The organism is Klebsiella sp. FDAARGOS_511, assembly GCF_003812845.1.
In the GTDB taxonomy this organism is placed as follows: Bacteria; Pseudomonadota; Gammaproteobacteria; order Enterobacterales; family Enterobacteriaceae; genus Klebsiella; species Klebsiella grimontii.
On sequence record NZ_CP033824.1, the window covers coordinates 4,742,111 to 4,754,759 of the forward strand.

Here is a 12,649-nt window from a genome sequence, read left to right on the forward strand (position 1 = left end):
ACTATGAACGCAATTTTATCGAACTCATTTAAAGCGGGATTGTTGCAAGGGGAAGCGCAAATCGGCCTGTGGCTGAGCTCAACCTCTTCGTATATGGCTGAGATTGCCGCCACCTCGGGTTACGACTGGCTGCTGATCGACGGTGAACATGCGCCCAATACCATTCAGGACCTGTATCATCAGCTGCAGGCCATCGCGCCCTACGCCAGCCAGCCGGTTATTCGCCCGGTGGAGGGCAATCGTAGCCTGATTAAACAGGTGCTGGATATCGGCGCCAGAACGCTGCTGATCCCGATGGTCGATACCGCTGAACAGGCGCGGGAGATCGTCTCGGCTACCCGCTATCCGCCGGTGGGCACCCGCGGCGTCGGGGCCGGGGTGGCCCGCGCCGCGCGCTGGGGGCGGGTGGAGAACTATATGGCGCAGGCCAACGATGAACTGTGCCTGCTGATTCAGGTGGAGAGCAAAACGGCGCTTGATAATCTGGATGCGATCCTCGAAGTGGAAGGGATTGACGGCGTCTTTATCGGCCCGGCTGACCTATCGGCCTCGCTGGGGTTTCCGGATAACGCCGGTCACCCGGAGGTGCAGCGGATCATTGAGCAGAGCATCCGCCGCATTCGCGAAGCGGGAAAAGCCGCTGGATTCCTGGCCGTTGACCCGGAGATGGCGCACAAAGCGCTGGCGTGGGGGGCCAATTTTGTCGCCGTGGGCGTTGATACCAACTTGTATACCAGCGCGCTGGATAAACGGCTGGCGATGTTCAAGCCGATAGCCGAACAGGCGGAGGGAAAGGGGAGCTATTAGTCCCCCCGCAGCCGGTGCTGGTATCAGGCCAGCGCCTGCGCCAGCAGAGAGATGGGATGTTCGCAGCGTTTGCTGGTGGACATCTCAATCTGCCATTTGCAGGTTTCACAATCGGTCACCACCAGGTCAGCGCCGCTCTCCTCAATTTGCCGGAACAGCGGCGCGCCAATGGCCTGCGATGAGTCGTAGTTCTCCGACTTAAACCCGTAGGTGCCGGCAATGCCGCAGCATTGAGAGTCGAGTACCTCCAGCTGCAAACCGGGGATCAGCCGCAATAGCTCAAGGGTATACAGCGACCAGCCCATTTTCTCCATATGACAGGGGGTGTGGTAGACCACCTTCAGCGGCAGCGGTTTTAGCTGCAGAGGCCGCCCATCATCCAACTGACGCCAGATCCAGCGGGTAGCCAGCTCAATGCGATCGCGAACGTCGCGGTTCTCAATATCGAGTACGTGCGGGTATTCATCGCGTAGGGTAAAGGTGCAGGTTGATGAGGTGGCAATAATGGGGAGGCTATTTTCCCGCATTGCGGTGACGTTGCTCTGCGCCTGTTTGCGCGCCCTGGCAAAGAAACCGTTGGCAATCAGCGGCACGCCGCAGCACTTCTCCTTACTTAATAACTGCACGCCGATGCCCATGGCGTTCAGCACCCGGATAAGATCTTTGCCCAGCTGTGGGTGGTTGTAGTTGACATAGCAGCCGTGAAAAAACGCCACCTGTTCGGCGTACTGCGCCTGCTGAGCAGACAGCTGACGATACGCGCGGCGAAAGGTGCCAAAACCATATTTCGGCAGCGTGCGGCGGTGATCGATTTTAAGCGCGGCATCGAGGAGTCGCCGTACCGGCTTCAGCCCGGTGGTGGCGTTCACCAGCGGGGCAAATGGCGTGGAGAGGGTGCCCATCAGGTCGGTGTGGCTGAGGATCGTATCGCGCAGCGTGGGCTTTTGTCGGCTGTACTCCATGCGCGCCCGCTGGATAATATCGCCGATTTTGACGTCTGAAGGGCAGGCGACTTCGCAGCGTTTGCAGTTGATGCAGTATTTTAACGCCTCGTCGTAGAGCGTGCCGTCTTTCAGGCGCAGGCGCTCGCCGTCCGGCCCGGCCTGTTTTGGCCCAGGATAGCGCGGGTTAACCCGGCTGACCGGGCAGGCGGTGGTGCAAACGGTGCATTTAATGCAGTGTTCAAAACGCGTGTCGTTCATGACTCACCTCCGGCAAGCTCGCCGATTAGCCTTGCGGCGTGCAGCGCGGTGACCGCGCAGACGCCGCCGCCGCATCCCAGCGCGATGGCATCAAAACCGCCGAGAATGGAACCTACGGCGAACAGATTCTCCAGCGTCTGTCCCTGAAGCTGCGGACGCAGAGCCGTATCGGTTTTCAGGCCGAAACGCTGCCAGGGCTGGGAAGCAAAAAAGTCCTGCTGATACCAGCTCTCCCGCGGCAGCGTCTGCTGTAGGTCAAGGCCAAGAATCGGCTCGCGCACGCCGCTGCGTTCGGCGACCAGACCATTGCTGAAAAAGCTGCCGCTGGCCAGCACCGCGAAGCGCGGGCGCAGCGGGATATCACCGTGGTTGCGCGTCCAGATAGCATTAACGATACCGTTCTGCTGGCTGATATTGATGACTTCGTCCCCGGTAAGCCAGGTACCGCCGCCGCGGATAAAATGCCGCTGGAGCTGGGCGTGCAGGCGCATCCCCGGCACCGACGGCGGCAGCGTAGGCAGCAGGCGCAGCGGGCAGGGAAGACGCTGCTGTAGCCACTGGTACAGGCGATCGTCGGCGAGGCCGAAGCAGGCGGGCATGATAATGAAACTGTGCCGCTGCGCCAGCGGGCGCAGCGCCGCCAGCAGCGCCGGCCACTGCGTTTCATCATCCAGACGGCGGGCGATATTGGCGGCGCGAAATTCGGATGGGCTATCGCGCAGAACATCAAGGAGCGGTAAATCTATCTCCTGCGCTTCGGCGTTAACGCCGTACTGGTTCAGCGAGGCGGCGGCAAGATGCGGCTGGAAGTCGCCGAATCCGCTGATGCCGACCACGCAGACGCCCTTGGCGGGCAGCGGAGCGGTGGCAATCTCCTGTGGCGAAAGCCAGGCCGCGCGTAAGGTTCCCAGCGGCGTCACGCGCAGATGAGGCTGGCTGGCCTCTCCCTGCATGGCGATACCGCAGTCGGCAAACAGGGCCTGTGCCTGGCTGGCGTAATCCATTACCCGTTCGGCGCCAAGCCTTGCATAGGGGTGCTCGGGAAGCTGGCGGGCCAGCTGGCTGATGCCGTGAGCAACATCGGTGACGGTTTCGCCATTTGGCAGCGTCGAGAGCAGATCCAGCGAGGCGGAAGAGAAGTGCAGGGCGCTTTGACCGCGGCTAATAATCACGCTGCGCAGGCCGCGCCGATTAAGCGCCAGCCCGCAGAGTAGTCCGGCGAGACCGCCGCCGATAATGGCGCAATCAAACTTCATCCTGATGCTCCTTTTGTAATCCGCACAGGCCGAGATAGACCCAGCGGGTGAACTCGCTTTCACGCAGCGCGTCTCCCCAGGCCACCGGCTGGACGCCTTTCCAGCGTTCGTTCAGAAATTCAGACAGCTGGGTAAGGGAGCGCGCGGAGGTGGTGACGTTAAAACGCGCGAGCAGCCCGGCGGCCCGGCAGGCGCACAGTTCGCCCTGACAGGTGCCCATGCCGACGCGGGTGCGCCGGCGCAGGTCGAGCAGGTTTTTCACCGCCAGGTTTTCGACCGCGTACTGAACCTCGCCGGCGGTGACCGCTTCGCATTCGCAGACCAGGCTGCGGTGCTGGCGGCTATGGCCAAGCCAGACGGGGGTACGATCGCCGTGGCGGTAAATGGCCGACCCGCGCAGCGATGCCGGTAAAGAGATGATTTTGCGTAGCGTGGTTTCCGTCGGCTCCTGCGAGCCGGGAAGCGGCGCATCAGCGGTTGTACAGGGGGCGGTATTGCCGAGCTTCCGGCATACCGCATCCGTAGCCCACTCCGCCATCAGGCGGTAGGTCATCAGCTTACCGCCGGTGATGGTGATAAAACCTTCCATGCCGTCGCGCCGGGCGTGGTCGAGCAGCACGATGCCGCGGCTGACGCTGCGTCCACTGGGATCGTCATCGCTGGCGACCAGCGGACGTACGCCGGAGTAGGCGCGCAGTATCCGGGTCCGCCCCATGATCGGCGCCAGCTTTTCCCCCTCGCGCAGTAGCGTATCGACTTCCCCGGCCGTCACCCGGTTGTCGTCAATTTCATCATAGGGAATGTGCATCGAGGTGGTGCCAATCAGCGAAATGGTATCGCCGGGTACCAGGATATCGGCGTCAGCCGGTTTGCGGCAGCGGTTAATAACCTGACGGTTAATGCGGTGGTCGAGGATCAGCAGCGATCCTTTTGCCGGAAACATCGCGATGCGCAGGTCGGCATACTCTGCGATGCGCTGCCCCCAGATACCGGCGGCGTTGACCACCACCTGAGCGCGCAGGTTGAGCGGTTCACGGCGCTGACGATCGTAGAGCGCTACCCCCTGGACGCGATCGCCCTCGCGCAGCAGGCCGGTGACTTCGCAGCCGGTGAGGATAGTGGCGCCATGTTCGCGGGCATCGAGCATATTCGCGGCGGTGAGGCGGAACGGATCGACGGTGCCGTCCGGTACCTGCACCGCGCCAAGCAGCGCGGGGTTCACGGCAGGCTCCAGGCGCAGCGTCTCGGCGGGCGTCAGAGGCTGGGCTTCAATACCCGCCTGCTGGCAGGCGTTGATAAAGGTGTGTTGATACGCCGGATCGTCTTCCGGCAGGGTAATAAAGAGTCCGCTGGTGGGCTCAATGCAGTGGCGGGCGATGCGACGTAAGATGCGGTTTTCGCTGATGCACTCGCGCGCCGATTCGCTATCGGTTACCGCATAGCGCGCGCCGCTGTGCAGCAGGCCGTGGTTACGCCCGGTCGCGCCGGTAGCGATATCGTAGCGCTCAACCAGCGCCGCCTTCAGTCCGCGCAGCGCGCAGTCGCGCGCGATCCCGGCGCCGGTTGCGCCGCCGCCAATAATAATGACGTCATATTCACGACTATCGGCCATCTCCCTGTCCTCTGTTTTCGTTTTACATCATTTAGCCACATCAATAGCGTTTAATGTTTGATTTCGAGCATATTTGCGCGTAATTCGAGCATTTGTTGTGACTTTGTGCGCATATTAGAAAGCGCTGTCATATTTCTGTAACAAAGTGTGCGACATTTCACAGTATTAGATTTACGCTTTGCCTACTATCGCGACCAAATCAGAAGTCAGTGAATAAATTACGTTTTTTTGCGTCGACGTCAGAAGAACAGCAATGGCCACGGAGGCTGATATGTTAAGTATATTTAAACCCGCAGCGCATAAGGCGCGTTTGCCAACGGCGGAAATCGACCCCTTATATCGTCGATTACGTTGGCAGATCTTTATCGGTATCTTCTTCGGATATGCCGCTTACTATCTGGTTCGTAAGAACTTTGCTTTGGCGATGCCCTATCTTATCGAACAAGGATTCTCCCGTGGCGATCTCGGCTTTGCGCTTTCCGGTATCTCCATCGCCTACGGGTTTTCGAAATTCATCATGGGCTCGGTCTCAGATCGTTCGAATCCGCGCATTTTTTTACCGGCAGGGCTGATCCTGGCCGCGCTGGTGATGCTGGTCATGGGCTTCGTCCCCTGGGCGACCTCCAGCATTATGGTGATGTTCGTGCTGCTGTTCCTGTGCGGCTGGTTCCAGGGGATGGGCTGGCCGCCGTGCGGGCGCACGATGGTGCACTGGTGGTCGCAAAAAGAGCGTGGCGGTATTGTGTCGGTATGGAACTGCGCGCATAACGTCGGCGGCGGGATCCCGCCGCTGCTGTTTCTGCTGGGAATGGCGTGGTTTAACGACTGGCACGCGGCGCTGTATATGCCGGCTTTCGGCGCGATCCTGCTGGCGATTTTCGCCTTCGCGATGATGCGCGATACCCCGCAGTCCTGCGGCCTGCCCCCTATCGAAGAGTACAAAAACGATTATCCTGACGACTACAGCGAGAAGCATGAAGAAGAGCTGACCGCAAAGCAGATCTTTATGCAGTACATCCTGCCGAACAAGCTGCTGTGGTACATCGCCGTCGCTAACGTATTTGTCTATCTGCTGCGCTACGGCATTCTTGACTGGTCGCCGACCTATCTGAAGGAAGTTAAGCACTTCGCGCTGGATAAATCATCCTGGGCCTACTTCCTTTATGAATACGCGGGGATCCCGGGCACGCTGCTGTGCGGCTGGATGTCGGATAAAGTGTTTAAAGGCAACCGCGGCGCGACCGGCGTCTTCTTTATGACCCTGGTCACCATCGCCACCGTCGTTTACTGGCTGAACCCGCCGGGTAATCCGGGCGTGGATATGGCCTGCATGATCATCATCGGCTTCCTTATTTATGGTCCGGTGATGCTGATTGGCCTGCACGCGCTGGAGCTGGCGCCGAAAAAAGCCGCCGGCACCGCCGCGGGCTTCACCGGCCTGTTCGGCTATCTCGGCGGCTCGGTAGCCGCGAGCGCTATCGTTGGCTATACCGTCGATTTCTTCGGCTGGGACGGCGGCTTTATGGTAATGATCGGCGGCAGCGTGCTGGCTGTCCTGCTGTTGATTATCGTGATGCTGGGTGAACGACGTCATCACCAGCAGATGAAACAAGGCTAAGGAGCTGCGATGAAAAGTCAATTAACCGCCCTGATGAGCGGAATGCTGCTGGCCGCTACCGCGCTCTCTTTCAGCGCCGTCGCGGGGGAGAAAATCGTTATCGCCCACCGCGGCGCCAGCGGCTATCTGCCGGAACATACCCTGCCGGCGAAAGCGATGGCGTATGCTCAGGGGGCCGATTACCTTGAGCAAGACCTGGTGATGACTAAAGACGACCGGCTGGTGGTACTGCATGACCACTATCTGGACCGGGTGACCGACGTGGCGCAGCGTTTCCCGCAGCGGGCGCGTAAGGATGGCCGCTTCTACGCCATCGACTTTACGCTCGCCGAGATAAAGTCGCTGAAGTTTACCGAAGGGTTTGAGCCGAAAGATGGCAAGAACGTGCAAACTTATCCGGGCCGTTTCCCGATGGGGAAATCTGATTTCCGTATTCATACTTTTGAAGAGGAGATTGAGTTTGTGCAGGGGTTGAACCATTCGACCGGCAAAAATATCGGCATCTACCCGGAAATCAAAGCACCGTGGTTCCACCATCAGGAAGGTAAGGATATTGCCGCCAGTACGCTGAAGGTGCTGAAAGAGTATGGTTATACCCGCAAGCAGGATAAGGTCTATCTGCAGTGTTTTGACGCGGACGAGCTCAAACGTATTAAACACGAGCTGGAGCCGAAGATGGGGATGGATCTCAATCTGGTGCAGCTTATCGCCTACACCGACTGGAATGAGACCCAGCAGCGGCAGGCCGACGGCAAGTGGGTGAACTACAGCTATGACTGGATGTTCAAACCAGGGGCAATGGCGCAGATAGCACAGTACGCTGACGGCATTGGTCCGGACTACCACATGCTGGTGGCCGAAGGTTCGAAGCCGGGTGAGGTGAAGCTGACGGCCATGGTGAAAGAAGCTCACGCCAGCCATATGCAGGTCCATCCGTATACGGTCCGCGCCGATCAGTTGCCGGAGTACGCAACCGACGTCAATCAGCTCTATAACGTGCTGTATCGCCAGGCGGACGTTGACGGCCTGTTTACCGATTTCCCGGATAAAGCGGTGCAGTTTCTGAACGCGAAGCAGTAAAAAGCCGGGTTTACCCGGCCTGTGAACGGCAGTTTCATAGGTCGGGTAAGCGCAGCGCCACCCGATAAAGATTACATCTCGATTTCAATATCGCCTTGCGCCCGGCAGCAGCAGGGCAAAATCTCACCCGGCTGGACAAACGCCAGCGGCTCGGTGAGCCAGTCAACCTGGCCCGAAACCAGCCGTAGACGGCAGGAGCCGCAGTAGCCTTCGCGGCATTGATACTCCACGTCGATATTGTGCGATTCCAGAGCCGCCAGCAGAGAGGGATGTTCATCCTGACACTCAAGACGAGTGTCAGAAATCTTCAAAAAAATGCGTTTCATCAGAGCTGGAAGTTGCTCAGATCGTCGGCGTCGACTTCGGAATCGATCTGCCCGACGAGATAGGAACTGACTTCCACTTCCTGCGGCGCAACCTGCACGTTATCGGACACCAGCCAGGTGTTGATCCACGGGATCGGGTTGGAGCGGGTCTGGAACGGCAGATCGAGACCCACCGCCTGCATGCGGATGTTGGTAATGTACTCAACGTACTGGCAGAGAATATCTTTGTTCAGGCCGATCATCGAGCCGTCGCGGAACAGATAATCCGCCCACTCTTTTTCCTGCTGCGCCGCCTGCACGAACAGGTCGTAGCACGCCTGTTTGCACTCTTCGGCGATTGAAGCCATCTCCGGATCGTCGACGCCTGAACGCAGCAGGTTCAGCATATGCTGAGTACCGGTCAGGTGCAGCGCTTCGTCGCGGGCGATCAGACGGATAATCTTGGCGTTACCTTCCATCAGCTTGCGCTCGGCAAAGGCGAAGGAGCAGGCAAAGCTGACGTAAAAACGGATGGCTTCCAGCGCGTTCACGCTCATCAGGCACAGGTAGAGTTTCTTTTTCAGCTCGCGCAGGTTCACGGTGATAGTTTTACCGTTCACGCTGTGGGTGCCTTCGCCCAGCAGATGCCAGTAGCTGGTTAGCTCAATCAATTCATCGTAATAGCTGGAAATCCCTTCCGCGCGTTTCTGGATCTGCTCGTTGGTGACGATATCGTCAAACACCATCGCCGGATCGTTAACGATATTGCGGATGATGTGGGTGTAGGAGCGCGAATGAATGGTCTCTGAGAACGCCCAGGTTTCAACCCAGGTTTCCAGCTCCGGAATCGAAATCAGCGGCAGCAGGGCGACGTTCGGGCTGCGTCCCTGGATCGAGTCGAGCAGCGTCTGATATTTCAGGTTGCTGATAAAAATGTGCTTTTCGTGTTCCGGCAGCGCCTGGTAGTCGATGCGGTCGCGGGAAACGTCAACTTCTTCCGGACGCCAGAAGAAGGAGAGCTGTTTTTCAATCAGCTTTTCGAAGATGTCATATTTTTGCTGATCGTAGCGGGCGACGTTCACCGGCTGACCAAAAAACATCGGCTCAAGCAGCTGATCGTTTTTGGTCTGAGAAAAAGTGGTATATGCCATGAGTGAGGATCCTGTCCTGGAATTACAAGCCGGGTGGCACTTCGCTAACCCGGCCTACAATATACCGTAGGCCCGGCAAGCAACGCGCCGCCGGGCAATATTATCAAATCTTACATGCGCCGCTTTCGCAGCCGTCGTCCTGGATGGACGGCGCCAGATCATCCTGAGCATCTTCCGCGCCATCGCGAGTGTTGTGATAGTACAGCGTTTTGACGCCGAACTTATAGGCATTGAGCAAGTCTTTCAGCAATTGCTGCATCGGCACTTTACCTGACGGGAAGCGAGTCGGATCGTAGTTGGTGTTGGCAGAAATCGACTGGTCGATAAACTTCTGCATAATACCGACCAGCTGCAAGTAACCATCGTTGTTCGGCATTTCCCACAGCAGCTCGTAGCCGTTCTGCAGTTTTTCGTAATCCGGCACCACCTGGCGCAGGATCCCGTCTTTCGATGCTTTAATGCTGACGTGGCCGCGCGGCGGCTCAATGCCGTTGGTGGCATTGGAGATCTGCGAAGAGGTCTCGGACGGCATCAGCGCGGAGAGCGTGGAGTTACGCAGGCCGTGCGTTTTGATCGATTCGCGCAACGCTTCCCAGTCGTAATGCAGGGATTCATTGACGATCGCATCCAGGTCTTTTTTATAGGTATCGATCGGCAGAATGCCTTTGGCGTAGGTGGTTTCGTTGAACCACGGGCACGCGCCCTGCTCGATAGCCAGTTCGTTAGAGGCTTTCAGCAGGTAGTACTGAATCGCTTCGAACGTTTTATGCGTCAGGTTGTTGGCGCTGCCGTCGGAGTAGCGTTTACCGTGCTTCGCCAGATAGTAGGCAAAGTTGATCACGCCAATACCCAGCGTACGACGGCCCATGGCGCCGCGTTTGGCTGCCGGGATCGGGTAGTCCTGATAATCCAGCAGGGCATCCAGCGCGCGAACCGCCAGTACCGCCAGCTCTTCCAACTCATCAAGGCTATCGATAACGCCGAGGTTGAAAGCGGAGAGGGTGCACAGCGCAATTTCACCGTTTTCGTCGTTCACATCTTCCAGCGGCTTGGTCGGCAGGGCGATTTCCAGGCACAGGTTGGACTGGCGCACCGGCGCGACAACCGGGTCAAACGGGCTGTGGGTGTTGCAGTGGTCGACGTTCTGGATGTAGATACGGCCGGTGGAGGCGCGCTCCTGCATCATCAGCGAGAACAGCTCTACCGCTTTGATGCGCTGCTTGCGAATGGTGTCGTCCTGCTCATATTTTGTGTACAGACGCTCGAACTCGTCCTGATCGGCAAAGAACGCATCATACAGGCCCGGGACGTCTGATGGGCTGAACAGGGTGATATCGCCGCCTTTCAGCAGGCGGGTATACATCAGCTTGTTGATCTGTACGCCGTAGTCCATGTGACGAACGCGGTTGGCGTCGGTGCCACGGTTATTTTTCAGCACCAGCAGGCTTTCGACTTCCAGATGCCACATCGGGTAGAAGAGGGTCGCCGCACCGCCGCGCACACCACCCTGGGAACAGGATTTTACCGCGGTCTGGAAGTGCTTATAGAACGGGATACAGCCGGTGTGGAACGCTTCACCGCCGCGAATCGGGCTACCCAGCGCGCGGATGCGACCGGCGTTGATGCCGATACCGGCGCGCTGAGAGACGTATTTAACAATGGCGCTGGAGGTGGCGTTAATCGAATCCAGGCTGTCGCCGCACTCGATCAGCACGCAGGAGCTGAACTGGCGGGTTGGGGTGCGCACGCCGGACATGATCGGCGTGGGCAGGGAGATTTTAAACGTCGACACCGCGTCATAGAAACGCTTAATGTAGTCCAGACGCGTCTCGCGCGGGTAGTTGGAGAACAGGCAGGCGGCAACCAGAATGTACAGGAACTGGGCGCTTTCGTAGATCTCGCCGGTGACGCGGTTCTGCACCAGATATTTACCTTCGAGCTGCTTAACCGCCGCGTAGGAGAAGGTCATATCGCGATCGTGCTCGATGAACGAATCCATCTGCTTGAACTCTTCTTCCGTGTAGTCTTCCAGCAGATGAGTATCGTATTTGCCGTTTTTCACCATTTTCGACACGTGGTCGAACAGCGCTGGCGGCTCAAACTGGCCGTAGGCTTTTTTACGCAGGTGGAAAATCGCCAGGCGGGCGGCGAGATACTGGTAATCCGGGGCATCGCGGGAAATAAGGTCCGCGGCGGCTTTGATAATGGTTTCGTGAATGTCGGCGGTTTTGATGCCGTCATAGAACTGAATGTGGGAACGCAGTTCTACCTGGGAGATGGATACGTTATTCAGCCCTTCTGCCGCCCAATCCAGCACGCGGTGGATTTTATCGAGATTGATGCGCTCGGTGCTACCGTCGCGCTTTGTCACCAGCAGACTCTGATTCATGTGGATTATACCTGTCCGTGAAAGAAAATATCCCCCACTTATCCACAGATCGCCGTTGTGACTAACTCTGTGGATAAATACTATATGTAGGGGGTTGTCGATAAAAGAAACGCTATATGGTGAGTATTCTAGTAAGGATTCTTTTGAGTACAAGAGTTGATTTTGAGGTTAAATTGAGGTTGCGGAAGGGTAATGATTGCGAAATCCACGCCACATAAGGCCTGGAGAAGATGTCAATAAAACAGAAAAAAAAATGAAAATTTGATCGAGTGCTGATTTCTTCATCGGAAGAAAAAATCACGCGGCTTGATGCCGCGCAATCATCATAGGAAAAACAGCTGACGCTATGCCTTCGTCGCCGTTGTATGCAACATATAGTTAACATCAACGCCCGGCGCCAGCTTGAAGGTATTGGTCAACGGATTGTAGTGAAGACCGGTAATATGCTGCTCTTTCAGAATAGTCTCATCAACCCAGCCGATCAGCTCCGCTGGTTTAATAAATTTCTTCACGTCATGGGTACCTTTTGGCACCATCTTCATCACGTATTCGGCGCCCACGACCGCCATCAGCCACGCTTTACCGTTACGGTTAATGGTCGAGAAGAAGACCTGGCCGCCGGGTTTGACCAGCCGCGCGCAGGCGTGGACCACCGACTGCGGGTCCGGGACGTGCTCCAACATCTCCATGCAGGTCACGACGTCATACTGCTGGGCATGCTTCGCCGCGTGCTCTTCAACGGTTTCCTGGACGTATTCGACCTGAATACCGCTCTCCAGGGCGTGCAGCCTGGCCACCTGTAACGGTTCGAAACCCATATCCAGACCGGTCACCGTCGCGCCTTCCCGAGCCATGCTTTCAGCCAGGATGCCGCCGCCGCAGCCGACATCGAGCACTTTTTTGCCAAACAGGCCTCCGGCGCGCTCCGCGATATAGCCAAGACGTAGAGGGTTGATGCGATGTAACGGCTTGAATTCGCCTTCTAAATCCCACCAGCGCGAGGCGACGGCTTCAAATTTAGCGATTTCATTATGATCAACATTGTGGGCCACCGACGGTTTTTCGGCATTCATGGGCGCTTTTACTCCTGTTCAGTTCAGACCCGCGAGTATATCAGGCCTCAGGGATGAATAAACCGTCTATCCCTGTCGCCTTCCGCCGCGCGAAAATCATTGGGTATAGGTTTACCCGTATCACTACGGGTGTGTTATAATTTGCGACCTTTGAAT

At 57.5% G+C, this 12,649-nt stretch carries 10 protein-coding genes; 3 read left to right on the forward strand and 7 right to left on the reverse strand.

Translation table 11 applies throughout. From position 1 onward, the window contains the following. Window positions 1-3 precede the first annotated feature (3 nt). Window positions 4-807, forward strand: coding sequence for a 2-keto-3-deoxy-L-rhamnonate aldolase (gene yfaU, locus EGY08_RS23980; RefSeq protein WP_004123066.1), 804 nt, complete (start codon window positions 4-6; stop codon window positions 805-807). Between the two features lie 23 nt (window positions 808-830). Here the strand turns inward: yfaU and glpC are convergent, their stop codons facing one another. Genes glpC through glpA form a run of 3 tightly spaced genes read right to left on the reverse strand, consistent with a single transcriptional unit; the run spans window position 831 to window position 4,877 of the window. After that, window positions 831-2,009 carry an anaerobic glycerol-3-phosphate dehydrogenase subunit GlpC gene (glpC, locus tag EGY08_RS23985; RefSeq protein WP_087829149.1) on the reverse strand — a complete coding sequence of 393 codons (1,179 nt, stop codon included), beginning with the start codon at window positions 2,007-2,009 and terminating at the stop codon, window positions 831-833. Then, a complete protein-coding gene (gene glpB / locus EGY08_RS23990) occupies window positions 2,006-3,265 on the reverse strand; it encodes a glycerol-3-phosphate dehydrogenase subunit GlpB (protein WP_049115587.1) in 1,260 nt (419 codons plus the stop codon). The genes glpC and glpB overlap by 4 nt, the downstream gene beginning before the upstream one ends. After that, complete coding sequence (gene glpA, locus EGY08_RS23995) at window positions 3,255-4,877, reverse strand: anaerobic glycerol-3-phosphate dehydrogenase subunit A (RefSeq protein WP_123829024.1); 1,623 nt, start codon at window positions 4,875-4,877, stop codon at window positions 3,255-3,257. Before glpA ends, glpB begins: the two co-directional genes overlap by 11 nt. Window positions 4,878-5,148: 271 nt before the next feature. Here glpA and glpT point away from each other — a divergent pair, with 271 nt between their 5' ends. Next, complete coding sequence (glpT, locus tag EGY08_RS24000) at window positions 5,149-6,495, forward strand: glycerol-3-phosphate transporter (protein ID WP_004123062.1); 1,347 nt, start codon at window positions 5,149-5,151, stop codon at window positions 6,493-6,495. A gap of 9 nt (window positions 6,496-6,504) precedes the next feature. Beyond that, window positions 6,505-7,575: a glycerophosphodiester phosphodiesterase gene (gene glpQ / locus EGY08_RS24005; protein ID WP_112165599.1), complete on the forward strand. Its 1,071-nt coding sequence runs from the start codon at window positions 6,505-6,507 to the stop codon at window positions 7,573-7,575. A gap of 71 nt (window positions 7,576-7,646) precedes the next feature. On the opposite strand, the gene yfaE is transcribed toward glpQ, so the two are convergent. The 4 genes from yfaE to ubiG all read right to left on the reverse strand — a co-directional run bounded on the left by yfaE (window position 7,647) and on the right by ubiG (window position 12,493). Then, a complete protein-coding gene (gene yfaE, locus EGY08_RS24010) occupies window positions 7,647-7,901 on the reverse strand; it encodes a class I ribonucleotide reductase maintenance protein YfaE (RefSeq protein ID WP_004123060.1) in 255 nt (84 codons plus the stop codon). Beyond that, window positions 7,901-9,031 (reverse strand): class Ia ribonucleoside-diphosphate reductase subunit beta, encoded by a 1,131-nt coding sequence (gene nrdB / locus EGY08_RS24015; protein ID WP_004123058.1) that lies wholly within the window; start codon window positions 9,029-9,031, stop codon window positions 7,901-7,903. Before nrdB ends, yfaE begins: the two co-directional genes overlap by 1 nt. A gap of 103 nt (window positions 9,032-9,134) precedes the next feature. Further along, window positions 9,135-11,420, reverse strand: a complete 2,286-nt coding sequence (gene nrdA / locus EGY08_RS24020; RefSeq protein ID WP_087829146.1) for a class 1a ribonucleoside-diphosphate reductase subunit alpha — start codon at window positions 11,418-11,420, stop codon at window positions 9,135-9,137. A 344-nt stretch (window positions 11,421-11,764) separates the two neighbouring features. After that, window positions 11,765-12,493 (reverse strand): bifunctional 2-polyprenyl-6-hydroxyphenol methylase/3-demethylubiquinol 3-O-methyltransferase UbiG, encoded by a 729-nt coding sequence (gene ubiG / locus EGY08_RS24030; protein ID WP_004123052.1) that lies wholly within the window; start codon window positions 12,491-12,493, stop codon window positions 11,765-11,767. Window positions 12,494-12,649: the final 156 nt, after the last annotated feature.

Excerpts from the sequence above, each read along its gene's own strand:
- ubiG (WP_004123052.1), bottom strand. The coding sequence starts at position 12,493 with ATGAATGCCGAAAAACCGTCGGTGGCCCACAATGTTGATCATAATGAA.
- yfaU (WP_004123066.1), top strand. The coding sequence starts at position 4 with ATGAACGCAATTTTATCGAACTCATTTAAAGCGGGATTGTTGCAAGGG.
- yfaE (WP_004123060.1), bottom strand. The coding sequence starts at position 7,901 with ATGAAACGCATTTTTTTGAAGATTTCTGACACTCGTCTTGAGTGTCAG.
- glpC (WP_087829149.1), bottom strand. The coding sequence starts at position 2,009 with ATGAACGACACGCGTTTTGAACACTGCATTAAATGCACCGTTTGCACC.
- glpB (WP_049115587.1), bottom strand. The coding sequence starts at position 3,265 with ATGAAGTTTGATTGCGCCATTATCGGCGGCGGTCTCGCCGGACTACTC.
- nrdB (WP_004123058.1), bottom strand. The coding sequence starts at position 9,031 with ATGGCATATACCACTTTTTCTCAGACCAAAAACGATCAGCTGCTTGAG.
- glpQ (WP_112165599.1), top strand. The coding sequence starts at position 6,505 with ATGAAAAGTCAATTAACCGCCCTGATGAGCGGAATGCTGCTGGCCGCT.
- nrdA (WP_087829146.1), bottom strand. The coding sequence starts at position 11,420 with ATGAATCAGAGTCTGCTGGTGACAAAGCGCGACGGTAGCACCGAGCGC.
- glpT (WP_004123062.1), top strand. The coding sequence starts at position 5,149 with ATGTTAAGTATATTTAAACCCGCAGCGCATAAGGCGCGTTTGCCAACG.
- glpA (WP_123829024.1), bottom strand. The coding sequence starts at position 4,877 with ATGGCCGATAGTCGTGAATATGACGTCATTATTATTGGCGGCGGCGCA.